Origin of the sequence: Alishewanella agri BL06 (assembly GCF_000272005.1) — a bacterium.
GTDB classification, from domain to species: Bacteria; Pseudomonadota; Gammaproteobacteria; order Enterobacterales; family Alteromonadaceae; genus Alishewanella; species Alishewanella agri.
Window position 1 is genome coordinate 253,120 of record NZ_AKKU01000025.1, and the last position, 23,655, is coordinate 276,774.

Below are 23,655 nucleotides of genomic sequence, written 5' to 3' on the forward strand. Positions count from 1 at the left end.
AAAATTCCACATTAATTTGTTAGTAAATACGGCCGGCGGTAACTAAAAATACCATTCGACAGCATATCGGAAACACCAAAACCGGCTTTATCGCCAAAACCTTTAAACACAAACTGCAAGCTGAAACCACTATCTAAGCGGGCAAACTGGCTTAGATCAGTAATGCTACTCTCTAAATCAACCCGCACTTGCCGGCGTGCGACTAAGCGAACCGCCCAGCAACAGGACTCATACTGCAGTCCAAGATTGGCGTCTATCATACGATGATTTGTAACATCACGATAGTAACTGGCAATCAGTTGCCAGTTTTGTTTGATGGGTACCGCACCGAACAGGCCAAGTTGCTGGATCTCAGCACCTGAGACTGCCCGGCTATAGCGATGGTTCAATTGAAATAACGTATTCTCGCTACCTCGATAGTCGAGACTGGCATTACTCTTAATCAGTTTTTTACTATCAATATCATATTGTACGGCACTGCTGACATACCAGCGGCGGTACCAATGCCAGATCATTTCAGAAGCCAGCATCGACTCGGTCGAAACCAGATCCTGCGTCAGAAGGTCATCAGTTATTTCAGGCTCTTTCAAGAAAAAGATTTGGCCGAGACTAAAACGGAATAGCTCGTTATCGGTATTATCGTAAAAACGGGTGGTCCAGCCGACGGTGAGCTGATTAGCTTCATTAATCCGATCTAAACCGGAAAAGCGGTTTTGCCGGAATAAGCCATAATAGTCATCTTGTAGCCTGGTCGTGTCATAAAGACCAATCTGGCTTTGATCGCGAAATGGGATATAGAGATACTGAACTTGCGGTTCAAAAGTTTGCAGCGCTTGTTCACCGAACCAGTCATATTCCCGTTCAAAATTGACCCGGGCGTGTAAACGAACTTTCGGCAGCGCGCGGCTGATTTCCGATTGTCCATCCGTTAGCTGTTGTGTACTTTTTTGCTGATAGTAGGTGTACAACAAGCTGGTTTCAGCGGTCAGTTCGAAAGCCGGGGTAATGAGTGGCAACCTGAGAGTCGGCTCCAGGTGCAACCGGTCTGCACTACTATAAAACGCCTGATCATTGCGGAAGTGCGCGTATTGCCCCTGCCACAGCCACTGTAAATGTTCGGTCAGTTGTTCAGGTTTGGCGGCTGCAAGGCTTAACTGTGGTAAGACCTGATAAGCCTGGTTGTAGTTTCCGAGGATTTCAAAACCCTGTACTTTCAGATGGGAGTGCAGATTATCGCCAAAATAGCTCAGGCTGGCTTCCCGGTAGAGTTGAGAGTCGCTTTGACTGTTGTAATCCGACCCCAACTCCGTCAGGTAGGCGTCGTCGCTGACATCGGTAAAGTCAATATAGCCGCGCCAGCGGCTGGTAAAATCTGAGCGATGACTAAGATGCCCCAGATAACGCTGGCCAAAATCCCGCGGTTTATCGCTATCATTGTGCAGATATTCCAGTTGCAACAAACCCTGGTGTTCGGTGGTTAAATAACGAAACTCAGATTTTAATTGGGTGCCTCTTTTACTCATATAGCGCGGGGTAAGGGTCAGGTCGTAGTTTTCTGCCAGATTAAAATAGTAGGGTAGTTCAAAATCTAAACCTACCCGCTGTGAGCTGCCAACTTTAGGTAACAAGACGCCACTTTTACGCTGATCATCAACCGGAAACGTTAGATAAGGCAGGTAAAAAACCGGAATATCTTTAATTTTAAACACCGCATGCCTGGCTTCCCCCCAGCCTGAGTCGGCGGCAATGCTGATTTCTTCTGCATGCAGGCCCCAGCTATTATCCTGTTGCGGGCAAGTGGTAAACAGCGCCCGCTCCAGCCGTAATTCGTCAGCTGATGCCACCAGAGCGTTGGCCGCTCCGCGCCCAGCCTGGCTGATAAACTGATAGTTAGCATCAGTTAGTCTGGCACTGTTATTTGCCAGATCTGCGGAGAACATCCCACCACTGACGTAGAGGTCCTGGTTATAGTATTCGATGCCACCATCCGCCAGTAATTGCTGTTCGGAAGCACGATAGCGGGCCCTTGGCGCCTGTAGCAAGGTATCACGCTGCAGAATTTGTACTGAGCCGGAGAAATCGGCTTGCTGATTGTCTTGCAATCTTACCTGATCAGAATAAATCCTTACGCTATTGTCATTACTATCAGCATTTTGCAGGATCTGGGGGAGGCTCAAGGGTTGATAACAAGCGGTAATCGCGGGCTGCTCAGCGTAAACTGTACCTGTATGCAGTATCGCCCAAATCAGCCCTGTTAAACTCAAACCCTGTTTCATGCCTTTTCTCATTAATGTCTTTGCTTTAGCGCCCTGCAACGCGGGTTTGCTATGATAAATCAATTTTAGAATTCCTGCTAATCCGATATAGTGCGAATGGTTGCGGAGTTCAAGCTCATACTGCGCGTGGCAGCTTGGGTAGTAAAAATGCGGAGAAGTTCAGGTGTGGGGTAAAGTTCTGGGCGCCTTGTTCGGGTTGGCTCTGTTAAAGCTGCCTGGTTTAATCCTTGGGGTGCTGTTAGGTCATTTGGCTGACCAATGGTTTGCGCGTAAATTTGCCGACTGGCGGGGGTTAGCCGCCATGTCGGGCTCCGACGACGAACAAGCTTTGTTTATGTACAGTACTTTCGCGGTGATGGGGCATCTGGCTAAAGCAACCGGCATTGTTACTAAAGCACATATTGAGCAGGCAAATTTGTTTATGCAACAGCTTGGTTTGTCCGCCCGGCAACAACGGGAAGCACAAGCTGCGTTTCGGGATGGTAAAGCGGTTAATTTTCCTCTGCGGGCTCAGGTTAACGAATTCTATTATTGCTATCGCCGTCGGCCAGATGTGTTACAACTATTTTTAGAAATTCAGCTCAGCATCGCCTGTACTGGTGGGAAAATGGTGGCCGGACAACGAGAGTTACTGTGGCAAATTGCGGACATCCTGCAAATACCACGGGCAACGTTAGAGCAATTATTGCGTGCTTACCAGGCCCGTAGTGGCAGCCAACCAACAGAACATACCTCAACAGAACAACGACTGGTTGCCGCGTATCAGGTGCTGGGTTGTGATAGCACAGTGACAGATCTGCAATTAAAGCGGGCTTATCGTAAGCTGATGGCGCAGCATCACCCGGACAAATTGATGTCGCAAGGGGTACCTGCTGCGATGCTGGATGTCGCCAAGCGACGTTCGCAGGATATTCAGGCCGCTTACGAAGTGATTAAGCAATACCGGGCTAAAAACCACTAGTTTTAAGCCAGCCACTGATTTCGCGCAGCAGCCATTGTTGCTGGCTACTGTGATAACTAAAATCGTTTAGCGCGCGTTGCCGGTAGAATGGCGTTTGCAGAGTACGAGCCAGCTGCTGCCGTTGCTCAGCACCACGTATCGCTCCGGGATGATCAGCCTGGGTGAGTAGATCCAGCACGGGTAGGTTTTGCTGCGCAATGTGCTGTTGTAACTGGTTATCAAGTTTCGGATCTGACAGATAGGCGCCTAGACTGACCAGCGCATCCAGCTGAAATTGAGTATCTTTATCTTCGGCCAGCGCCAAATTTAGGGTGCCGGCGACCTCGCCCTGAGCAATAACGACTACTGGCCTTTGTAGCAAAGGTTGTACTAGTTGCCAGCGTGCCCGGAGTTCAGTGTTTAGTAATGCTTGTCGCGCGACATCTGGGGGTGTGGTGTCGGGGGCAGGCATAAATACCAGTTGCCAGCCTTCGGCACTTAATTGCTGTAGGGTGTGAAAGAGATCAGGGCTATATGGATGGCGCCCTGCGGCAGGCAACAGCAGCAAGGTTCCGCGGACTACCGCGGTTTGGGCTGGCAGTTGCAATACCTGTATAGATAATGTCGCCGACTGTAATTGCTGCAGAGACTGTTGCGGGTATTGACGTTGCAGATCCTGCCAGACCGCAGCCTGGTTGGTAACCGGATAGGATAAGATTCCAGCTAAAGTCAAACAAGCCGCAAGTTTCATAGGGATCAGATTGCTGTCAGTGATAGCAGGCTATCGGCTAATAACAGGCAAACTTTATGGTGTACTACTGACCAAATGTTCAGCAAAGGTAAAAAGCACTCTGTTGTCATGACTGAATTTGACATAACCACCATGGTTTTCAAGTAGTTTAACCAGCACCGAAGGTTGCATGATAAAACAGTATTTGGTGGCTTTAAATTCGACCAGTGCTTTTGCCATTTCCCGCAGATGATCATTGGCGGCTAATCTTTTGGCTTCCTGTTCGTCATTACAGACATGAGCGGCATGTTGTAATTGGATCATGTCGTTGGCTGATGCCGTGTCAGCGGATGCGGAAGCACAGCTTAACAATAGGGAGCCCGCGACAAGTGAATTGATAAAACCAGACATCTTGACTCTTTCCCGGAGTTTATAGGTTCGGGTAGAAAATTAGCAGTCTTGGTAGTAGTCAGCAACAGAAATTTGTTAGAAAGGCCCTAACCGAGCAAAAATAAAGCCGCTGAAGCAGCGGCTTTATACGTAACTAATACTTACTGGCTATTAGCGCAGTACCGGCTCTTTAACAGTTGCCGTTACTTTTGCTTCAATACGCTGGTTAGCACGGTGTGCTTCGCGGGTATTACCCTGTACACGTGGCTGAGTTACGCCAAAACCCTTAGAGGTAATGCGTGATGTCTCAACACCTTGTGCCACTAACAAATCAGCGATAGCTTTAGCCCGACGCTCTGATAAGCGCATGTTGTAATCCGCGCTACCGATGTTGGAAGCGTGGCCTTCGATAAAGACTACCGCTTCCGGGAAGCGTTTCATAAAGGCAGCTAACTGATTAACTTCAGTACGGCCTTCCGGAGAAACAACGGCTGAGTCGAAAGCGAAGCGAACTTCGATATCCACATCACCTACACGGTCCATTTTTTCGGTGTAGATAGTACAGCCCTGCGCATCCACTTTGTGTGCCGCTGGCGTATTAGGGCAACGATCCTGGCTATCAGGTACGCCGTCACCGTCTGAATCTACAACAACAGGAGCAGGTGCTGGTGCCGGCTCTGGCTGTGGTGCCGGAGTAGGGGCAGCGGCAGGCGTTGCACCGAAGATCCAGCTGGCGCCTAACTTAATTGATGCATCGTTCCACTGACCACGGCTGATGCCGCGGAAACGGTTACCTTCGACGAACAGTGCAACACTTTCGTTGACAAAGTAACGATAACCGACACCGACATTCAGTGCATCGAACGCCACATTATGTTCGAAGTGTTTCCAACCACCGACGATGTAAACGTTTGTGTTAGCCAAGTGGTACATCGCGTCTAAACCGAAACGATCACCGGTTACCCGAGAGTTTTGTGTTAGCGAGTCCAGGCTCTGACGGGCGTACTCAGCACGAATACCCCAGGTTTCATTTAAGCGGTAACCCAGCTCGACACCGACGCCCCAACCATTATCAACATTGTCCCAGGCAGCAGACTGACCTTTACGGATATCCGTAAAGTAAGCCTCACCAAATAATGAACCAAAAACTTTCTTCTCCAAATCCTGTGCAGAAGGTGCATTGGCAAAAGCTTGTACACTTAGCAGAGGCAGCGCAGTCAGGACTGCAATAGCGGTTGCTTTAAGTTTCATCCGTTTCTCCTTAGATTCATCCAACTTAGCAAACTCATGCAAGTTTACCATATTGTTTTGACAGTATTATTAGTTTTGCAGAATTTTCGGTTATTTTTTATTCCACTCGACTATATTAGCTGAGTTAACTGAATGTTGCGTTAATAAAAAGCTAAATATTTGCCTAAAACGGGCAAACGGCAGCAAACTGCAGCCGTGCGCCGGACACCGGATGCCAGAGCATTAACTCTGCTGCGTGTAATTGCAAGCGGGGGGCTGTCGGTGTGTTAGTTGTGGCATAGAATTTATCACCGAGTATCGGATGTCCGATAGCCTGCATATGCACCCTTAACTGGTGTGATCGGCCAGTCACTGGCTCCAGCTCCAGTCTGCTGTATTCCGAATAGCGTTGCAGCACGCGGAAATGAGTCAGCGAGGGTTTGCCGTGCTCGAAACACACCTTTTGCTTCGGGCGGTTAGGCCAATCACAAATCAATGGCAACTCGATACTGCCAATGTTAGCCTGCGGCTGACCTTGTACCAGCGCAATGTATCGTTTCGCTGTGAGCCGTTGTTGAAACTGGCGGTTTAATTCCCGTTGCGCTGCTTTAGTCAGCGCCATCACCATCACGCCTGACGTTGCCATATCCAGCCGATGTACTACAGTAGCTTGCGGCCAAACCCGCTGTACCCGGTATTGCAGGCTGTCAAAATGCTCCTGCGCTTTACCCGGAACCGAGAGCAAACCGCTGGGTTTATTCAGTACGACCAGTTGTTCATCCTGATACAGAATATCCAAATACGGCCAAAGCGGTGGCTGATACTCCAACAGCATCTTAATCGTGACTCACAACAATGACCCGGATCGCGTCTAATTTTAAACGGGCTTTCTCGAGGTAGGCTAAACCTTCCTGTTGTTGTTGTTTTAAATGCGCGATTTCCTCGGGGCGTACCAGCGGGTTTACGCTTTGCAGTGCCAGCAGCCGCTGAATCGCTTCGTCTAGTTGCTGTTTGAGCTTGCTGCTCGCCGCTGTTTTTAACGCCGCCAATTGTCCTGCAGCTTGCTGCTCTGCTTTGCTAAGGAGTGGATGGATCAGCGTTTGCAGGGCGTTAACCAGCTTGGCTGCAGTTTGCCGGCCCACAGGCTTTAATTGCCGGTTAAAGTTATCAAATGGCACTTTAGCAGCCAGATCTTTGGCTGTTTTGTCGAGCAACAAACGGATCGGTGTTGGCGGCAGATAGCGATTCAGTTGCACACTTGCCGGTGCGCTGGCTTCGGCAATATAAATCAGCTCAACGAAAAAGCTGCCAACCGGTAGCGCTTTATTCGGCAATAACGCGACCGAGCTGTTGCCGAACTGCTCGTTGGTTAAAATATCTAAAGTGCCGGTAACCATCGGATGATCCCAGCTTAAAAACTGAATATCCTCTTCCGCCAGCGCGGTGGCACGATCAAAAGTAACGGTAGTACCTTCATCATCGAGGCCCGGGTAGTTCATTTGTAACTGTTCGGACGGGCGCAGAATAATACTGGTATCTGAACGGTCTTCCTGATTAACGCCAAGCAGATCCCAGGCTTTAAACATCAGCATCGGTAGCCGGACATCCTGATCTAATTGGGCGATCTCTGTCGCTAGTGCTACCGCTTTACTGCCACCCGCAGAGTTAAGTTCCAGTAAGCGGTCACGGCCTTGCTCAAGCTCGCGCTGCAATTGTCTGGCCTGCGCGGCGGTACTGTTAATTAATTCTTGCACCAGCACTGAGTCTGGTGTGGCAGAGGCAAGTAAGGGTAACAGCAGCGCTTTTTGTTGTTCAAAAATAATGCGTCCACTCTGACAAGTCGTAGCAAAAGCATTCAGCCCGTGCTGATACCAGTCAAATAAGACTTGTTGCGCACTATTGGCAAAAAAGGGCAGGTGGATCTGGATGTCATGCTGTTGCCCGATCCGATCCAGCCGGCCGATCCGTTGCTCCAGCAGATCAGGATTTAACGGTAAATCGAATAACACTAAATGATGAGCAAATTGGAAGTTCCGGCCCTCACTACCAATTTCAGAGCAGAGCAGCACCTGAGCACTGTACTCTTCCTGCGCAAAATAAGCGGCTGCTTTATCGCGCTCGACAATCGTCATCCCTTCATGGAATACCGCCGCTCTGACCCCTTCCAGAGTACGCAGCGCTTCTTCCAGCGCAATAGCTGTCGCCGCTTTACTGCAAATGAGTACAAATTTTGCCTGCTTATGGGCTTTTAGCAGCTGCAGTAAATAACTGACTCTGGGGTCAAATTGCCACCATTGGCTGCTCTGGCCTTCAAAATCCTGAAACACTTGCTCCGGAAAAAGTTGCGCCTGAATTCGGGTGGTTACGGGGGCGTCTTGTTGCAGATTACTAAAAACTTTTAATGCATTTTCGTATTGTGCAGGCAACGGCAGGGCAACGGGTATCGGACAACGTTGCGGAAAGCCTTTGATGCCAGCGCGGCTGTTACGAAACAGGATTCTGCCGGTGCCGTGACGGTCCAGTAACTGTTTTAACAACGCGGCTTTCACCTCGGGTAATTCAACCTCAGTATGCACCAATTGATTTAGCAAGCTGCCACTTTCATCATCGTCTAACAGTTGTTGCAACTGCTCAAGCAGAGGTTGTTCGAGCTGGGTCGTTTGCAGTAATTGTCTGGCCAGCTCAGCGATTTGCTGATAAGACTGCTCTTGTGCCAAAAACGTTTCATAATCATGAAAGCGCGCCGGATCCAATAAACGCAGGCGGGCGAAGTGGCTCTGATGGCCCAGTTGATCGGGTGTGGCCGTAAGCAGGATTAAGCCTGCCGTATCCTGCGCCAGTGCTTCAATGCGCTGATATTCACTACTGGCCGCTTCTGGTTGCCAGTGCAAGTGATGGGCTTCATCGACGACCAGGATATCCCAGTGACTGCTGACAGCTTGTTCATGCCAGCTTTTCTTCTTGGTTAGAAACTCCAGGCTGCACAGTACTAGCTGCTCAGTATCAAAAGGGTTATCCGCATCTAATTGCGCTTGCTGGCAGCGCTCCTCATCGAAAATCGAGAATCGCAGGTTAAAGCGGCGCAGCATTTCAACCAGCCATTGATGCTGCAAGGATTCAGGAACGACAATTAATACCCGGCTAGCAAGGCCGGTCAGCAGTTGCTGGTGCAGGATCAGACCCGCTTCAATGGTTTTGCCCAGGCCGACTTCGTCAGCCAGTAACACCCTGGGCGCGTGGCGCTGGGCAACTTCGCTGGCAATATAAAGCTGATGTGGAATTAAACTTACACGGCCGCCGGCTAAGCCACGCAGTGGGCTTTGTTGCAATTGTTGCTGCTGTTGCCAGCTTTGGTAACGCAGCGGGAAGTACTCAAAGCGATCAATCTGGCCGGCAAATAAACGGTCTTGCGGTTTATTAAAGCTTAAAAAATGATCCAGAAAGGTTTCCCGCAATACCACGGCTTCGCCATTATCAGTGCGTACACCATGATAACTAAGCAGCTGTTGTTGCTCGGTAACGTCTTGCACCAGCATGCTAAAGCCTTCTGCACTTTTTACTTCATCGCCACTGTTAAAACTGACACGGGTTAAAGGGGCTTCTTGCTGGGCATAGTGGCGGGTATCGCCACTGGCTGGAAACAACAAAGTTAGCATCCGCCCCTCAATCGCAATGACGGTTCCTAAACCTAAATCTGATTCCGCATCGCTGATCCAGCGCTGGCCCAGTGCAAATCTCATACTCAATCCTGGCAGTCTAAAAATGGGGCGCCATGGTACAGCGAAATGACGGCGGATGCATCTGTTAAACAAGGGCGGCTAGTCATTTTTCTGTCATCAGAATGTCGCATGGTTAGAGGCAGCGGATTCAAAAAATTTGCGTTCAGTATAGCAGTCTCGGAGGGATGCACTATGCTGAGTAAACAGGATGAGAAACGTGGTACGTTACGAACATAAAGGAGCAGTGCCTATGGCGCGGAAAAAATCGAAAGAAAAGAAAATCTACGTCCTTGATACCAACATACTGCTACACGAACCTTTCGCTTTCCTAAACTTTGAAGAACATGATGTCGTGATTCCGATGACGGTATTGGAGGAGCTGGATCATATTAAAGACCGGCATAAGGATGTCAGTCGTGACGCCAGGGTGGCGATCCGGGCGCTGGAGGATGTGCTCAAGGATGCTTCGCCGGAGCAAATGTTGCACGGTGTCGCCTTACCGGCCCGCAGTGATGAAAGACCCAGCGGGCATATCTTTATTATCAACGACCACCATTTAAAAGATGAAATTCCTGGCTTACCCGGTGGTGAAAACGATCACCTGATTATTAACACTGCCCTTTATTTACAGCGCGAAAAGAGTCCGGTCAAAGTCATACTGGTCACTAAAGACATCAATATGCGGCTGAAAGCTAAGGGCGCCGGGTTAAAACTGGTCGAAGATTACCGTACCGACCAATTAATCGACGATGTCAGGTTCCTATACAAAGGCTATTACAAGTTTAGCGGCGAGTTTTGGTCACAGGTTGGCGAATGCCGCACAGTAAATGAAGGGCGTGAGGTGGTGCATTACGTCAGTCGTAAAGTACTACCCAATGCCTATGTAAATGAATACCTGATTGATGACGCTGAAACTTTTGCTGGTAAGGTGTTGGCTATTACAGAGCAGGAATTGAAAATTGCTGATTATGGCGTTGAACGGCTAATGCATCGTCATGCCTGGGGCATCCATCCGAAAAATATCTATCAGGCGATGGCTCTGCAGGCGTTGTTGGATCCGCAGATGGATCTGGTGATCCTGACCGGTCCCGCCGGTTGTGGTAAAACGCTCATTGCCTTAGCGGCAGCACTGGAATTGGTGATTGAAAAAGGGCTGTATGACAAGGTAATTGTAACAAGGAATACCCCGGAAATTGCCGAGTCGATAGGGTTTTTACCAGGTTCCGAAGAGGAGAAAATGGCGCCCTGGCTGGCGGCTATCACCGACTCGCTGGAAGTGTTACACAAAACTGACGAACACCCGCATGCCAGCGTTAACTACATTATGGAAAAAGCCAATATTCAGTTTAAATCAGTAAACTTTATGCGTGGTCGCAGCATTCAGAATGCAATAGTCATTCTGGACGAGTGTCAGAATCTCAGCGCCGCCCAGTTAAAAACCATTATTACCCGTTGTGGTGAAGGCACTAAGTTGATTTGTTCCGGTAACCTGTCACAAATTGACAGCAATTACCTAACCGCGGTGACCTCTGGCCTGACCTATATCGTAGAGCGATTTAAAAACTTTGAAGGCAGTACCACCATCAATTTAAATGGCGTGGTGCGCAGTCGGCTGGCGTCTTTTGCCGAGGCAAACTTATAGGTCACTTTTCAGCTGGCAGATAGCGGCTGGTGCTATCGCCGCTATTTGACTATTCTGAAAAAAATACTATGTTGTCACTATCTTAACCTGCAGCAAGGACTGCCGATGCAGAATCCAGCAACCAGCGATTTTCAGCGTAATCTGCGCATCGCTTTGGTGTTTATCTTATTGCTCTCGGTCGGAGCCGCTTTTATCCATTTCTTATTGACCCTAGACCAGCGGATGACCCGGCAGGCGAAGCAATTAGAATTAAAAGCATTACAGCTGGATATCCAACTGGCACCCTTGCTAAAACTGGGTGAATGGTTACAACAGCAGGCGCTGAGTCACTCGCCTATCATTCCGGCGTTACCTTTAACATTGTATAACCGCGATGGACAAACACTTACAGAAGCTGATGCGCAGCAACGTGCTTCTGCGGTGGAGCGGAGTTTTCTGCAGGTAAACACCGGCGCCTTTAACGCCAGCCGCCTGCTTTATCCGTGGCTAGAGCGGGTGCTTTACACTTCTGATAGCGGCTTTATTTATTTGCAGCCACAGCAGCTGTCATTACTACAAATCCAGGCGCTCAGCCCCTGGCTAGCTGGCAATCTGAGTGCTGACAACAAAGTGGCGCTAAGCAAATCTGATGACAATAAACTGATTTTTAGCACGCCGCTGAAATTTACCTCCGGCGAAACCGGCAGACTGTTATTTGTTGTTGATATCCCAGCGCTTTTGCAGCCGTTGCAGAAGGTAACGCCGGAGGCTGATTTTCTGTTACTGGATGAAAGTGGTCAGATCCTGGGAGGCACCGTTGCCGCGAGCAGTCAGTTAGAGCAACGCTTGTTGCAGTTACAGCGGATCGGTCAACAACCTTTATCTTTGGTGATGCTGGAGCAGCGTCATGGCCTGATTAGTGAGGGGATGGCAGGCTTTCTTGGCTATTGGTTTGGTTATTTATTCGTATTGGCGGCTGCCTTGCTGGCGTTTTTTTACCGCTACAAACAAAAAGTGTTACAGCCATTGCAGCGGTTGGGGATCCATATTGAGCGGTTAGCGCGAAATCAGGGTGGGGTCAGGCATATTCCTGGTGGTTGGGAAGAAATGTTTGATAAGATCACCCGTCTCAAACCCTGATAACGCGCAGCTAAGATAAGCTGCTGTTGGAGCAGCATGAAAATAAGTCGTCAGATTACCGCGACCACTGCAGGCAGTGCCATTGAGCTACTGGCCGCTCAGGTGCCTGAACTTGCCAAGGCTAGGCTAAAAGATGCAATGCAAAAAGGGGCAGTACAACTGTTGACCAAACCGGTCAAGCGGTTGCGGCGCGCCCAATTTATGCTAAATCCCGGCGCTCAACTGGCTCTGCACTATGATGCTGAGCTTCTGCAACGCCAATGTAAACCTGCCCGGTTATTGTTTGATCAGCGGGAATACAGTATTTGGTTTAAACCGCCAGGTATGTTGAGTCAGGGTAATGAATGGGGTGACCATCTGAGTTTAATGCGTTACGCAGAGCAGCATTTGCAGCCTGCGCGGCCGATTTTTTTACTCCATCGCCTGGATCGTGAAGCTAGCGGTTTAGTGATGTTGGCACATAATAAAAAAGCCGCAGCAGCGCTGAGTAAGCTGATTGCACAGCAACAAATCAATAAGACCTATTGGATACGGGTAAAGGGGCAGCTGGCCGCAGATTTACAAAGTCAGGCCGTTATCCGGCAGTCGCTGGATGGTAAAGCCTGCGAAAGTCGCTTTCGTGTGCTGCGTTATGATGCCAATCAGGATTACAGCGAATGCGAAGTACAACTCATTACCGGGCGCAAACATCAGATCCGACGACACTTTGCTGCAGTGGGGCATCCGGTGCTGGGCGATCCGCAATACGGCAAAGGAAACAAGTCGGCATCAGGTCTGGCGTTACAAGCAATTGCCTTAGGTTTTAACTGTCCGCTTACGCGACGCCAGCAACATTTTACGTTGCCAGCGTCGTACTACTTTGATGTGTTACAGCCTGGCCTTTAATTCTTGCCCGTTCAGCCAAAGTTGTAACTCACCCAGTTTGCAGGCATTCAGCATATCCGTGCGTAAATTTTCAGCCTGCCATTCGCAGGGACGTGGATGCGATGCCTCTACGTCTAACTGCCAGGTAGCCAGGTCCGTTTGAGAATTGGACGCAAGGTGCCAGCCAAACCAAATGACTTCTGGCAGCGCACTTAAATCGTCTTTTTGCCAGTGCTCCCCCAATAAGGTAGCCAATGGCAGGTTAGTACAAATAATCCGCGGCTCAGCGCCGAGGGCAGTCAGTTTCTGTTGTAGCAATTGCTGGGCTTTTGGCATTAATGCATCGGCATGCTCTGTTGGTGTCGCCAGCCAGAGCATTTCACTGCCACTGTAACAAGCTGATACCTCTGGCAAGTCCAGCTCCTGCCGTACCTGTTGCAATAACGTATTGATGACCTTGCGGCCAAAGCGCTGTTGCAGAGCGGTGCGATCACGTGGTAACAGCAGCAGCAGATTTAGTGGCGTGTTGGCCGTCTGTTGTTTTACTTTATCCCTGAATTGACTCCATTGCCGTGGCGTCAGCTCTGTCTGGCTGGGTAAGGGCCCCGCCGGCAGCTGGCGCCGGTAGAGTTGCCAGATCACGAAGGCGGTGAAAATCAGACCTACCAGCAACAATTGCAGTAGTAACTGCCGGGATTCAGACGCAGACAACTGCTGCTGCAATGCCAACACCTCTTCGCGGACATCTGTTTGGTCAGAGCTCTGCGTCAGACTGCCCTTTAACTGGGTCATTTGTTGTTGTAAGTGTTCAGTTAATTCTTGCTGATTCAGCGTAGTCGTTTTTTCCTGGGCCAGGTACGCTTGCTGCCAATCGCCTTTCGCCGCCGCTAACAGCGCGGCACTGGTATAAAAGCGCAATTGCAGATAAGTTGCGGCTTCAGCGATATTCGGGCTTAATTCGTTCAATAATGCCGTGGCGGCCGGATACTGTTGTTGTTGATAGTACAGTCTAACCAGTGCCAGAGCCGCTTCCAGTGTGTAAGTCGCTGAATTAACCTGTCGGAATTGTTGTAGTGCTTGCTGATAGAATTGCTCAGCAGCTGGATATTGCTCGCGCAGTAGGGCCACCCGCCCCAAACTGTAGTTGACTAATGCCATCCGCAAGACATGTTGTTGCTGTTCAGCGATCAGTTTGGCTTCTTGCAATAAGCTCTCTGCTTTGTCGGTTTGCACCGGCTCCTCAAGATAGGTCTCGGCCAGATAAATCAGGGTATAAGCATAATTAGATTGGCGATCCAGAGCCCGGTAACGTTCTGCCGCCTGCTGAAAATGCTCCAGCGCTTCCGGGTGCAGATCCAGTTTGCGAAAGGCCATGCCGAGGCGAAAATGCAATGATGCCAGGCTCTCATTATCCTCCAGCTTAGATGCTAAGGTTACGCCTTGTTGCAAATAATAAAATGCTTGTTGGTACTGATTGTTTTGCAGTGCCAGCCGGCCGCCGATAATCAATGCATTCAATTCACGCGCGGGTTCATTTAATTGACGGGCAAGTTTTAAGCTGCGCTCAGCATAGGTTAACCCCTGAGCCAGTTGACCACGCAAGTTATAAGCAGAAGCAAAACTATGTAGTACATCGTTAAGTAAAAGTTGTGAGGTTTTGTCTTCGGCGTTGGATAAAATCTGTTCTGCTGCAACGAGTTGTTGGATTGCCATCTCGGCGTTCTGGTAATAAATACCGTGGATCTGTGCTTTATGATAAAAGCTTAACGCTTTTAAATAAGGTGTGACCGCTGACTGCTCAGCCTTACTGGCCGCGTCCAGGGCGGCATCACGATTATTGAGCGTTTGATAACTTTCTGACAGCACCAGGTAATCCTCAGTGCTGAGCTGATCGGTCGCCTGAGTATGCAGGGCTTCGATGTTTTTTTCCGCCGCAGCCTGACTGCTGGCGGCGTCGCGCAAACGTTCAGATAAGCTGGTAGCACACAGTGACGGGCTACTGAAGATCACTATAAAAATTATCGCTAAAATACGCATGAGTTGCTCTTATTATCTGGGACGCCAGCCAGACTGGTGGCTGTAGTCTACCGTCTGGTTTCCATTCTGCTGTTAACAAAGTTCTGAATATTGGCTGCGATTTTCAGTACCATTCTTGTTCGCGCTTCCCGACTTGCCCAACCAATATGGGGTGTAAGCAACAAGTTCGGTAAACGACATTGCAGTAACGGATGCTCAGCCGGCGGTGGCTCAGTTTCCAGCACATCGAGTGCTGCTGCCAGCAGCTGACCGGATTTCAGGGCTGCGATTAAGGCTTCGGTTTCAATTAAACCGCCTCGGGCAGTGTTAACCAGCACAGCCCCGGCTTTTAATTGTGCCAGTCGCTCCCGGTTAAGCAAATGCTGTGTTGCCGGTGTCAGAGGGCAGTGTAAAGATAGCACATCTGCCAGTGCCAGCGCGTTGTTAAAGGCGATCCGACCCGGGCGAATCTCTGTGACATCCGGACGTTCGGCAATTAACACCCGCATGCCAAAGGCTTTAGCCAGCTCCGCTGTGGCCTGACCCAAACTACCATAACCAACAATCACCATGGTTTTGCCGGCTAACTCGAACATTGGGTAATCGAGCAAACAAAAATTCTGACTGCGGCTCCAGTCGCCCCGTTGCACTGCCTGCTGATACTGACACAGCTGATTACTCAGGGCTAACAGCAGCGCAAACACATGTTGTGGCACTGCGGTACCGGCGTAGTCCTTGACATTAAACACTTGAATCCCCTGCGTTGCCGCAGCGGTTAAATCAATATTATCCATACCGGTGGCGGCAACCATAATGGCTTTTAACCGCGGCAGTTGTGCCAGCACGGCGGCATCCAGCCGGCATTTATTGACAATGGCAATGTCGGCATGTTGCAGTCTGTCAACGATATCCGCTGGCGCAGAGTACGGGAACAGCTGCAGTTCACAACCAGGTTGTTGTAGTGCGGCTAGGTCGGCATCCCCCAGGGAGGCCGCATCTAAAAATACAATGTTGTAACGCATTATGAGATTGATCAGCTTCGCTATTTTATAAACTGCTGTTTTAGCATAGCTTGCGATCTAATGCAGCTGTAAAGGTTGCGACTATGGTCGAAAACTCAGTGGCATCGGCTGAAATCTGTACGTTTTATTACATAATTGCTAACAAATCTGTTTTTTACGTTACGGGTGAGAGCTGATACAGTAAACAAAAATACTTACAGGTCGTGCCAAGATGCAGATAACAGTGAATGATATTCAAAAAAGCTATGCCACAGTGCAGGCGGTACAAGGGGTGAGCTTTCAAATTCGTCCCGGTGAAATTTTTGCCTTACTGGGCCCCAATGGTGCCGGTAAATCGTCAATTATCCGGATGCTGGTCGGCATGACCCGACCCGACAGTGGCAGTATCAGTGTGCAGCACGGTGATGAAGTATTTGATCATGTACCGCGACGTTATCTGGGCTATTTACCGGAAGACCGCGGGCTGTATATTGATAAAAGTGTGGAAAAAAATCTGCGTTATCTGGCGCAGTTGCATGGCTTGTCGGCCACGGAAACCGAGCAGCAACTGGAACACTGGCTGGCGGTATTTGAGCTCACTGACCGGCGTAAAGAAGAATTAAAACAATTGTCGAAAGGCAATCAGCAAAAAGTGCAGCTGATTGCGGCAGTGATCCACCGGCCGGCGCTGGTGATTCTGGACGAACCCTTTTCTGGCTTGGATCCGATCAATCAGGAAAAGGTTGTACAGTTTTTACAAAGGCTGCGGGCCGAGGGGATGACGGTGATTCTGAGTGCCCATCAGATGGCGATGGTCGAAAAGCTGGCTGATCATATGTTACTGATGGCCAAGGGTAAGGCCGTATTGGCAGGCACCCTGAGTGAAATTCGTACTCAGGCCCAGCCGCAGCCTGAGGTATTAATTGAGACTGAGCGCGCGTTAACGCCGGCCGAGCTGGAACAATGGTTGCCGGATCTGGACTGGCAACTGACTGCGCCACAACGACTCACCCTGAAACTGTCGGGCAGTGGCCAGCTATCCGACTGCTTGCAGCGCTTATTACCCCATTGCCCACTCAGAGCGGTGACGATGCAAAACCCGGATTTGCATCAGCTCTATCTGAATGCCATGAGCCAACATCAGCAGCAGGAGCCAGCAGTATGATTTCGAAACAAAGCATTACCGTGGCGAAATGGGAGTTCTTACGCTTTTTTAAATGGAAACAGCAGCTGATTTCTTATCTGATTATGCTTGGGGTAATGGGTGCGGTCTTCGCTTGGAGTTATTTTGTGGATGAAGGCCGCCAGCAATACCGGATTGCCGTGCCGGCCGGTTTTGCGATTGAAAGCACCGAGCAGTTTCAATTTCAGCAACCGACCATTAGTTTTGCTGAGCAATTGCAGCAACTGCAAGCTGATGAAACCTGGCATGCCGTGCTTGAGCCGACGTCAGAGCAGGTAATTATTCACACCAAAGCCGGTAAAAAATGGCAGCAACAGTTGCAAACAGTGCTGCAGGAATATTACCGCCAGCAATATGCCGCTGAGCAAGGCTGGACTGAGGCGCAGTTAACTAAACTGCAACAGCCGGTGACGCTGGAAATGCGTTTTCTGGATGACAACTACAAGGGCAAAGATCGGCCGGAGAAGCTGATTGCGTTAGCAGTGTTATTTATGCTGTTAATCGGATTATCCACCGCTTTTGGTCAGTTGCTGATGAGTATCACCGGTGAAAAACAACAACGGGTCACCGAGCAACTGTATGCGATTGTCACGCCGCAGCAGTGGATTGACGGTAAGGTGCTTGGACACAGCCTGAGTGCACTAAAAGCGATGTTTACCACCACGCTCATGATGCTATTAGGTTTTGTGGTGGGTGTGCTGATATTTGCGAATAAGCCGTTACAGTTGGACTGGCTGAACTTTGGTGTGCTGGCCTGGTTGTTACCCTTTGCGCTGCTCGGTGTGGTACTTTGCGCGACCTTTATGGCGGCCATCGCCGCCTCTATCGATGATCCGAATACCAGTGGCAAGGGCGCGGTGATGATGATTACCTGGCTACCGCTACTCTTTACCTATCTGGTGATTGATAGCCCGACCGGCTGGGCGATGACCTTACTCAGCTGGTTACCTGTTACGTCCTTTGCCGCTATGCCGGTGCGACTGGCGATGGTGGAATTGCCCTGGTGGCAACCCGCATTATCGCTATTGTTACTCGTTGCAACCTTATACTGGCTGCGCCGGGTTGCCGGCCGGATCTTTTTACGTGGTATGCAAATGTATGGCAAAGAACCCAGCTGGGGCGATATTATGCGCTGGGCGCTGAGTAATAAGGTAGATTGATGAACTATTCCGCCTAGACTCAGCCAAAGCAGATATGATGTTGACAGGTCGGTTATGCGAACCGGCCTGTTTAAATTTTAAAGGAAAGCTATGTTTGATCCTTCATTTCGCCAGCAAGCGTCGGCCTGGCAGCGCCAGTTTCAGTTGCGTAACCAGGGCAGTTTTTTGCAACGCTTACTGGCGTGGTTAGTGCTGGGTGTGATGTTACTGGTGGGGGCGTTTTTTCTGTTGTTTGCACTGCTACTAAGCTGGATCCTGATCCCGATTTTACTCTACCGTCACCGCCAGCGGATGCGGCAATTCCGGGCGCAGGCGGAGCGTTATCAACAGCAGCAATACAGTGACAATCGCTCTGCCCACGGTAATGTTATTGAAGGCGAAGTATTACGCAAAGACGAGTCAGAACCGCGTTAACAACAAGCCCTAAACTAAGCAGGCTGATTCGCCAGCTTGGCTTTAATAAAGTCGCTATGACGGATAAACAGTAAATCGGCAACTTTGCGCAGCATCATCTCCTCATTCGGATCAACACTGCCATCGGCCCAGGCCAGTTGCCACAGCTGATTTAGCAGCACCAAGCGCTCGGTCTCCGACAGCACCTTAAGTTTAGACGTGTAAGCATGCAGGCAGGTCGCATCCGCGGCTAACTGATTGGCCTGCGCCAGCACCTGCTGTGCGATATCGGGAGCTAATTGATATTCCCGTTGCAGATAGCCGAGCACCAGCTGTTGTTCCTGCTCGGTGCTGTCAAAGTCAGCATGACTGAGCTGCAATAATAACACCACTGCCATAAATTGGGTTTCGCTCAGGCCGGCGTTTTGCCAGACTGCCTGTTGCCCGGCGCTGCCCGCTAAGCCCTCGCTGGCTTTTTCCAGCAGATTTTTCAGGAAGTTAAACAATACTTATCTCCAATTGGGTCGATGCTTGATTTTTATCAGACGCTGCCCCACTAAAAGAGTTCGCCTGACCTTACCGGAGCACCCAGTTGCCGCTCGTTATTTTAACTGTACTGACAGTCTTGATTATTGGTTTAGTCGTCGGGCAACCCTACTGGCGGCAATGGCGACGCCGTCGTGTGCTGGCAAAGCCTTTTCCGGAAGCCTGGCGTAAAATACTGAAGCAACGTATGCCGTATTTTCGGGCGTTACCGGCAGATTTGCAATTACAGCTGAAAAAGCATATCCAGGTGTTTATCGCCGAAAAAAACTTTATGGGTTGTGATGGTTTGCAGGTTACCGATGAGATGCGGGTAACTATTGCAGCGCAAGCCTGTTTATTACTGCTGAACCGGCCGAATCACTATTACCCCGAGCTGAAAAGCATTTTGATTTATCCGGCGGCTTTTATTGTCGAGAGTGAACAAACCGATGCCGCAGGCTTAGTGCGCGAGGAGCGGCGGGTACTGAGTGGTGAGTCCTGGGGGCAGGGTAAGGTGATTCTTAGTTGGCAGGATACCCTGGCCGGTGCTGCGGATCCGCATGACGGTCATAATGTGGTGATCCACGAATTCGCACATCAGCTGGATCAGGAGCAAGGCCCGACACAAGGTGCGCCGGTGCTGAGTCGCAGCAGTGACTATCAACAATGGTCTGCGGTGATGCAGCAGGCCTTTAATGAGTTACAGGTGAAGGTGGCACAGGGCTTACCGGTATTGCTTGATCCTTATGGTGCGACTAATCCGGCAGAGTTTTTTGCCGTGCTGACCGAGATATTTTTTGAGCGGCCAGCAGAGTTATCGACGCAGCATCCCGATCTTTATCAGTTATTAAGCCGCTTTTACCGCCTTAATCCACTGAGTTGGCACTAAAGTTATGCTAATCAGCTAATCAGCTAATCAGCTAAACAGCATTTTGATCAGTTGCGCCAGCAGCAGAATCGCAACTAATGGCAGGATCCAGCGACTATACTTGCGATAATCCTGCTCTGCTTGTTCGCCTTTGCTTCCGTATTTTTCCAGTAGGGGTAACAGTAAAAACAATACCAAAAATAATACCGCTAAGATGCCGATCAACGCCATAAAGGCCTCCTGTTCGCTTTTGTTGCAGCTTAACAGCCTGCCGACTTTGCTGCAAAAAATGCTGTGCGGCCCCGCTATTAGCCAATTTTGCGTCATGCTACAATAAACCCAATTCACTCTCTGGAGACGCAAGCAATGTTGTGGGCCGTGTTAGCTCTGATTTCGGGTTTGGCGCTGTTGGTGTGGAGCGCGGATAAATTTGTCGATGGTGCTGCGGCGACAGCAAAGTATGCCGGTATGCCGCCGCTGTTAATCGGTATGTTGATTGTCGGTTTTGGTACCTCAGCACCGGAAATGGTGGTCTCTGCCATGGCAGCGGCTGATGGTAATCCGGCACTGGCACTGGGTAATGCCTACGGCTCCAATATTACCAATATTGCGCTGATCCTCGGGTTGGTCGCGCTGTTAAGCCCAATCGCCGTGAACTCGCAAGTGCTTCGCAAAGAGCTACCGATTTTGATGTTGGTGACACTATTCGCCGGCTGGCAATTATTCGATCATCAATTAAGCAGCTTCGATGCCTGGTGTCTGCTTGGGGTGTTCTTTGTGTTGATGGGTTGGTCGGTGTGGCAGGGCATGCGTAATCCCCAGGATGCGATGGCGGTAGAGATGGGGGATGAACTGGCCGCTGCTGAGAGTATGACGTTAAAACAAGCCATTATCTGGCTGGTGGTAGGTCTGGCGCTGTTGATCCTGGCGTCAAGGTTACTGGTGTACGGCGCAGTCTTTATCGCACAAAGCCTTGGTGTCAGTGATCTGATTATCGGCTTAACCGTGGTCGCCGTCGGGACTTCGCTGCCTGAGCTAGCGTCATCACTTATTGCCATTAAAAAAGGCGAGCATGATATCGCACTGGGTAACGTTATTGGCTCTAACCTGTTTAATACCTTAGCGGTAGTAGGTATTGCTGCGGCCATTGAGCCGATGGCAGTTGAAGCGGTGGTATTAACCCGTGATTGGACGCTGATGGCGGTATTAACGGCAGCCATTTTCGTGATGGGATACGGCTATAAAAAACAAGGCCGCATTAACCGTGTTGAAGGCGCCTTGTTGCTGGCGATATTTATCGGTTATACCGGCTATCTGATTAGCACGGTGCTTAGTTAAACGCATGGCGGTCAGACCGGAGCTGGATGCCCGTTACTATCTGCAGCACTTTCAGGAGTTACTGCAGTTTGTAAAGACGCATTATGATCCCTGTCTGACACCCTGTGCCAGCACCTGGCTTGCCGATTTCGAACAGCTCAGCATGCCGGCGCAACAGCTGCTGGTGCGGATGCTCAATCGTAAAGGCCGGGTGTTTGCTGAGAGTGAGCTGTACTATGCCGAAATTGGCCCGGTAGCGCCGCTATTGTCTGAACTGCAACAGGCTGGTTTTATCGCAGCGCTTAGTGCAGCCGAACTCCCTGATTTTTGGCTGCGGCTCACTAAAGAGACGCTGTGGCAGTTGTTACAACTGGCCGCACCGCAGCTGACACTACCTCTGGCTGTAAAAAAAAGCCACAGCAAGCCCGAGCTGCTGCGCGCGGCCCTGGCGTTGCCGGTCGATTGGCTGGTATTGATCGCACAGTTGCCGCAACAGTATGTGGCATTGCAAAGGTTGGATGCGCTTAATTATCTGTATTTTCTTTATTTTGGACGGGTCGAGCCTAACCTTTCGCTGTTTACCCTGCGCGATCTGGGGATCCGGCAAACCGGTCAGTTTAAGCAGCAATTTAGCCCGCGTTTTACCGAGCTGGCGACCGCTGAGCTGGCTTTTCAATTAGAGCAAGCCAAACTGGCACTGGCCGATTTAAGTAAACAGCTAAAACAACAGCCGGCTGATGCCGAATCGCTGTTAACTCCATGGCTGGAACAAGTACAGCAGTGGCCGTCTGGCACTACTCCGGAGCTCGTGACCAAACGCAGCGAACGCTGCTATCAGCTTGGCAAATTGGCTGAGCAGCAGAAACTGCTACCATTGGCGCAGGCCTTTTACCAGCAAAGCAATGGCTTTCCGGCCAGCGAGCGTCTGGTGCGGCTGTACTGGCAGCAAGGTGATACCATTCAGTGCCAACGGTTACTGCAACAACTGTTAGAGGATCCCAGCTGTGATGAAGAATGGTTATTTGCTGAAGATTTTTATCAGCGTAAATTTAGTGCTGATAACAACAGCCCGCGCCGTTCGCAGCTGACACAGCTGCTGCATGCCGCCCCGCAAATTGGCGTAGACGAGCTCTATTTAGGCAAAGCAGAAGCCGGGCTTATCGCGCATTATCAGGCGCTCGGTTATCGGGCGTTTCATAGCGAAAACAATCTTTGGCTGGCGTTGTTTGGTCTGTGGTTCTGGCATGAACTCTTTGAGCACCAAGACAGTGCGCTACATAACCCCTTTGAGCGCCGACCACGTAATTTAAGTGCGGGGTGCTTTTATCCGCAATTTCAGGCAACCATCGAACATAAATTAACGCAGCTAGCCGCGCCAAATGCCGCTACCATCCTGCTAAGTGCGTTAACCGCGCATTATGGCAAAGCTAATAGCCTGTTTTACTGGCATAGCGATCTCGCTGAACAGCTATTACCTTTGCTGCAATACGCGCCGCGCGGCCATTACAAAAATGGCGAAAATGACAAAAGCGGCGAACCGGCTGAGAGTGCTCTTGCGCCAATACTGCGCGCCATGGCGCAGGACTTTAACCGCCATAGCAGTGGCTACCCGGATTTATTGCTGATTAAAGAGCAGCAGCTGCAGTTTATCGAAGTTAAAGCACCCGGCGATAAAATTCAGCGCCACCAGTTAGCCCGGCTGCTAGCGCTGAATAACGCCGGTTTTAACGCCCGGATTGAAAAACTGCAGTGGATAGTCGACCCCAACCGGCTCTATGTGGTGCTGGATGTCGAAACTACCGGCGGCAAAGCTGGCACCGACAGGGTGATTGAAATTGGCGCGGTAAAAGTCCAGGCTGGCGAGGTGTTAGACACCTTTAGCACCCTGCTTAATCCTGGCCGCACTATCCCGTCTTTTATCAGCCGCTTAACCGGTATTAGCAATGCGATGGTAGCAGATGCGCCCACCTTTACTGATATCGCCACTAAGCTTGCTGACTTTTTACAAGGCGCAGTCTTTGTCGCCCATAACGCCAAGTTCGATTACGGTTTTATCCGCGCCGAATTCGCCCGCTGTGATATCACATTCGATATGCCGCAGCTCTGCACGGTAGTGAATATGCGCCGCTATTACCCGGGGCTGGCATCCTATAGCCTGGGTAAGTTATGCGAGGAGTTTGAGATTAACCTTAATAACCACCACCGCGCCCTGGCAGATGCCACTGCTACGGCGGAGCTGCTAAAGCTGATTAATGCCCGTCGCCAGTTGGTTTAGGTCAACA

Annotated in this window: 20 protein-coding genes; 10 read left to right on the plus strand and 10 right to left on the minus strand. The window is 50.1% G+C overall.

The window, feature by feature from the left end; genetic code table 11:
- Positions 1 to 11 precede the first annotated feature (11 nt).
- Positions 12 to 2,276 carry an LPS assembly protein LptD gene (gene lptD / locus AGRI_RS13435; protein ID WP_008985444.1) on the minus strand — a complete coding sequence of 755 codons (2,265 nt, stop codon included), beginning with the start codon at positions 2,274 to 2,276 and terminating at the stop codon, positions 12 to 14.
- Between the two features lie 163 nt (positions 2,277 to 2,439).
- On the opposite strand from lptD, the gene djlA reads away from it, so the two are divergent.
- Positions 2,440 to 3,237, plus strand: a complete 798-nt coding sequence (djlA, locus tag AGRI_RS13440) for a co-chaperone DjlA (protein WP_008985445.1) — start codon at positions 2,440 to 2,442, stop codon at positions 3,235 to 3,237.
- Here djlA and AGRI_RS13445 read toward each other — a convergent pair.
- The 5 genes from AGRI_RS13445 to rapA all read right to left on the minus strand — a co-directional run bounded on the left by AGRI_RS13445 (position 3,224) and on the right by rapA (position 9,306).
- Complete coding sequence (locus AGRI_RS13445) at positions 3,224 to 3,949, minus strand: DUF3530 family protein (RefSeq protein WP_162098372.1); 726 nt, start codon at positions 3,947 to 3,949, stop codon at positions 3,224 to 3,226. The two genes, djlA and AGRI_RS13445, sit on opposite strands and share 14 nt — an antisense overlap.
- A 72-nt stretch (positions 3,950 to 4,021) precedes the next feature.
- The gene (locus tag AGRI_RS13450; RefSeq protein ID WP_008985447.1) at positions 4,022 to 4,357 is read right to left on the minus strand and encodes a hypothetical protein; all 336 of its coding nucleotides are present in this window, start codon (positions 4,355 to 4,357) and stop codon (positions 4,022 to 4,024) included.
- A gap of 150 nt (positions 4,358 to 4,507) precedes the next feature.
- Entirely contained in the window at positions 4,508 to 5,587 is a 1,080-nt protein-coding gene (locus AGRI_RS13455; protein ID WP_008985448.1) for an OmpA family protein, read from the minus strand.
- A 163-nt stretch (positions 5,588 to 5,750) separates the two neighbouring features.
- Positions 5,751 to 6,401, minus strand: coding sequence for a bifunctional tRNA pseudouridine(32) synthase/23S rRNA pseudouridine(746) synthase RluA (gene rluA, locus AGRI_RS13460; RefSeq protein ID WP_008985449.1), 651 nt, complete (start codon positions 6,399 to 6,401; stop codon positions 5,751 to 5,753).
- 1 nt (position 6,402) lies between these two features.
- Positions 6,403 to 9,306 (minus strand): RNA polymerase-associated protein RapA, encoded by a 2,904-nt coding sequence (gene rapA, locus AGRI_RS13465; protein WP_008985450.1) that lies wholly within the window; start codon positions 9,304 to 9,306, stop codon positions 6,403 to 6,405.
- Between the two features lie 229 nt (positions 9,307 to 9,535).
- On the opposite strand from rapA, the gene AGRI_RS13470 reads away from it, so the two are divergent.
- The 3 genes from AGRI_RS13470 to AGRI_RS13480 all read left to right on the plus strand — a co-directional run bounded on the left by AGRI_RS13470 (position 9,536) and on the right by AGRI_RS13480 (position 12,931).
- Complete coding sequence (locus AGRI_RS13470; RefSeq protein WP_008985451.1) at positions 9,536 to 10,927, plus strand: PhoH family protein; 1,392 nt, start codon at positions 9,536 to 9,538, stop codon at positions 10,925 to 10,927.
- A gap of 105 nt (positions 10,928 to 11,032) precedes the next feature.
- Entirely contained in the window at positions 11,033 to 12,046 is a 1,014-nt protein-coding gene (locus tag AGRI_RS13475; protein ID WP_008985452.1) for a hypothetical protein, read from the plus strand.
- A gap of 36 nt (positions 12,047 to 12,082) precedes the next feature.
- Positions 12,083 to 12,931 carry a pseudouridine synthase family protein gene (locus tag AGRI_RS13480; RefSeq protein ID WP_008985453.1) on the plus strand — a complete coding sequence of 283 codons (849 nt, stop codon included), beginning with the start codon at positions 12,083 to 12,085 and terminating at the stop codon, positions 12,929 to 12,931.
- Here AGRI_RS13480 and AGRI_RS13485 read toward each other — a convergent pair.
- Together AGRI_RS13485 and AGRI_RS13490 are read right to left on the minus strand one after the other, a co-directional pair.
- Positions 12,914 to 14,947: a tetratricopeptide repeat protein gene (locus AGRI_RS13485; protein ID WP_008985454.1), complete on the minus strand. Its 2,034-nt coding sequence runs from the start codon at positions 14,945 to 14,947 to the stop codon at positions 12,914 to 12,916. The genes AGRI_RS13480 and AGRI_RS13485 overlap by 18 nt on opposite strands.
- A gap of 47 nt (positions 14,948 to 14,994) precedes the next feature.
- Positions 14,995 to 15,948: a D-2-hydroxyacid dehydrogenase gene (locus tag AGRI_RS13490; RefSeq protein ID WP_008985455.1), complete on the minus strand. Its 954-nt coding sequence runs from the start codon at positions 15,946 to 15,948 to the stop codon at positions 14,995 to 14,997.
- Positions 15,949 to 16,159: 211 nt separating this feature from the next.
- Between AGRI_RS13490 and AGRI_RS13495 the strand changes: the two genes are divergently transcribed.
- The 3 genes from AGRI_RS13495 to AGRI_RS13505 all read left to right on the plus strand — a co-directional run bounded on the left by AGRI_RS13495 (position 16,160) and on the right by AGRI_RS13505 (position 18,684).
- Positions 16,160 to 17,092 carry an ABC transporter ATP-binding protein gene (locus AGRI_RS13495; RefSeq protein WP_008985456.1) on the plus strand — a complete coding sequence of 311 codons (933 nt, stop codon included), beginning with the start codon at positions 16,160 to 16,162 and terminating at the stop codon, positions 17,090 to 17,092.
- On the plus strand, positions 17,089 to 18,270 hold the full coding sequence (locus AGRI_RS13500) for an ABC transporter permease (protein ID WP_008985457.1): 1,182 nt from the start codon (positions 17,089 to 17,091) through the stop codon (positions 18,268 to 18,270). The genes AGRI_RS13495 and AGRI_RS13500 overlap by 4 nt, the downstream gene beginning before the upstream one ends.
- A gap of 90 nt (positions 18,271 to 18,360) precedes the next feature.
- Positions 18,361 to 18,684 (plus strand): hypothetical protein, encoded by a 324-nt coding sequence (locus AGRI_RS13505; RefSeq protein ID WP_008985458.1) that lies wholly within the window; start codon positions 18,361 to 18,363, stop codon positions 18,682 to 18,684.
- Positions 18,685 to 18,698: 14 nt separating this feature from the next.
- Here AGRI_RS13505 and AGRI_RS13510 read toward each other — a convergent pair whose 3' ends face one another.
- Positions 18,699 to 19,169: a tellurite resistance TerB family protein gene (locus AGRI_RS13510; RefSeq protein ID WP_008985459.1), complete on the minus strand. Its 471-nt coding sequence runs from the start codon at positions 19,167 to 19,169 to the stop codon at positions 18,699 to 18,701.
- Between the two features lie 86 nt (positions 19,170 to 19,255).
- On the opposite strand from AGRI_RS13510, the gene AGRI_RS13515 reads away from it, so the two are divergent.
- Positions 19,256 to 20,077 (plus strand): M90 family metallopeptidase, encoded by an 822-nt coding sequence (locus tag AGRI_RS13515; RefSeq protein WP_008985460.1) that lies wholly within the window; start codon positions 19,256 to 19,258, stop codon positions 20,075 to 20,077.
- Positions 20,078 to 20,104: 27 nt separating this feature from the next.
- Here AGRI_RS13515 and AGRI_RS13520 read toward each other — a convergent pair whose 3' ends face one another.
- Entirely contained in the window at positions 20,105 to 20,287 is a 183-nt protein-coding gene (locus tag AGRI_RS13520) for a hypothetical protein (RefSeq protein WP_040291982.1), read from the minus strand.
- A 135-nt stretch (positions 20,288 to 20,422) separates the two neighbouring features.
- On the opposite strand from AGRI_RS13520, the gene AGRI_RS13525 reads away from it, so the two are divergent.
- Positions 20,423 to 21,394 carry a calcium/sodium antiporter gene (locus tag AGRI_RS13525; protein WP_008985462.1) on the plus strand — a complete coding sequence of 324 codons (972 nt, stop codon included), beginning with the start codon at positions 20,423 to 20,425 and terminating at the stop codon, positions 21,392 to 21,394.
- Positions 21,395 to 21,398: 4 nt separating this feature from the next.
- Positions 21,399 to 23,648 carry an exonuclease domain-containing protein gene (locus tag AGRI_RS13530; RefSeq protein ID WP_008985463.1) on the plus strand — a complete coding sequence of 750 codons (2,250 nt, stop codon included), beginning with the start codon at positions 21,399 to 21,401 and terminating at the stop codon, positions 23,646 to 23,648.
- Positions 23,649 to 23,655 lie beyond the last annotated feature (7 nt).

Excerpts from the sequence above, each read along its gene's own strand:
- AGRI_RS13495 (WP_008985456.1), top strand. The coding sequence starts at position 16,160 with ATGCAGATAACAGTGAATGATATTCAAAAAAGCTATGCCACAGTGCAG.
- AGRI_RS13520 (WP_040291982.1), bottom strand. The coding sequence starts at position 20,287 with ATGGCGTTGATCGGCATCTTAGCGGTATTATTTTTGGTATTGTTTTTA.
- AGRI_RS13485 (WP_008985454.1), bottom strand. The coding sequence starts at position 14,947 with ATGCGTATTTTAGCGATAATTTTTATAGTGATCTTCAGTAGCCCGTCA.
- AGRI_RS13505 (WP_008985458.1), top strand. The coding sequence starts at position 18,361 with ATGTTTGATCCTTCATTTCGCCAGCAAGCGTCGGCCTGGCAGCGCCAG.
- AGRI_RS13450 (WP_008985447.1), bottom strand. The coding sequence starts at position 4,357 with ATGTCTGGTTTTATCAATTCACTTGTCGCGGGCTCCCTATTGTTAAGC.
- AGRI_RS13480 (WP_008985453.1), top strand. The coding sequence starts at position 12,083 with ATGAAAATAAGTCGTCAGATTACCGCGACCACTGCAGGCAGTGCCATT.
- lptD (WP_008985444.1), bottom strand. The coding sequence starts at position 2,276 with ATGAAACAGGGTTTGAGTTTAACAGGGCTGATTTGGGCGATACTGCAT.
- AGRI_RS13490 (WP_008985455.1), bottom strand. The coding sequence starts at position 15,948 with ATGCGTTACAACATTGTATTTTTAGATGCGGCCTCCCTGGGGGATGCC.
- AGRI_RS13455 (WP_008985448.1), bottom strand. The coding sequence starts at position 5,587 with ATGAAACTTAAAGCAACCGCTATTGCAGTCCTGACTGCGCTGCCTCTG.
- rluA (WP_008985449.1), bottom strand. The coding sequence starts at position 6,401 with ATGCTGTTGGAGTATCAGCCACCGCTTTGGCCGTATTTGGATATTCTG.
- AGRI_RS13500 (WP_008985457.1), top strand. The coding sequence starts at position 17,089 with ATGATTTCGAAACAAAGCATTACCGTGGCGAAATGGGAGTTCTTACGC.
- AGRI_RS13470 (WP_008985451.1), top strand. The coding sequence starts at position 9,536 with ATGGCGCGGAAAAAATCGAAAGAAAAGAAAATCTACGTCCTTGATACC.
- AGRI_RS13475 (WP_008985452.1), top strand. The coding sequence starts at position 11,033 with ATGCAGAATCCAGCAACCAGCGATTTTCAGCGTAATCTGCGCATCGCT.
- AGRI_RS13530 (WP_008985463.1), top strand. The coding sequence starts at position 21,399 with ATGGCGGTCAGACCGGAGCTGGATGCCCGTTACTATCTGCAGCACTTT.
- rapA (WP_008985450.1), bottom strand. The coding sequence starts at position 9,306 with ATGAGATTTGCACTGGGCCAGCGCTGGATCAGCGATGCGGAATCAGAT.
- AGRI_RS13525 (WP_008985462.1), top strand. The coding sequence starts at position 20,423 with ATGTTGTGGGCCGTGTTAGCTCTGATTTCGGGTTTGGCGCTGTTGGTG.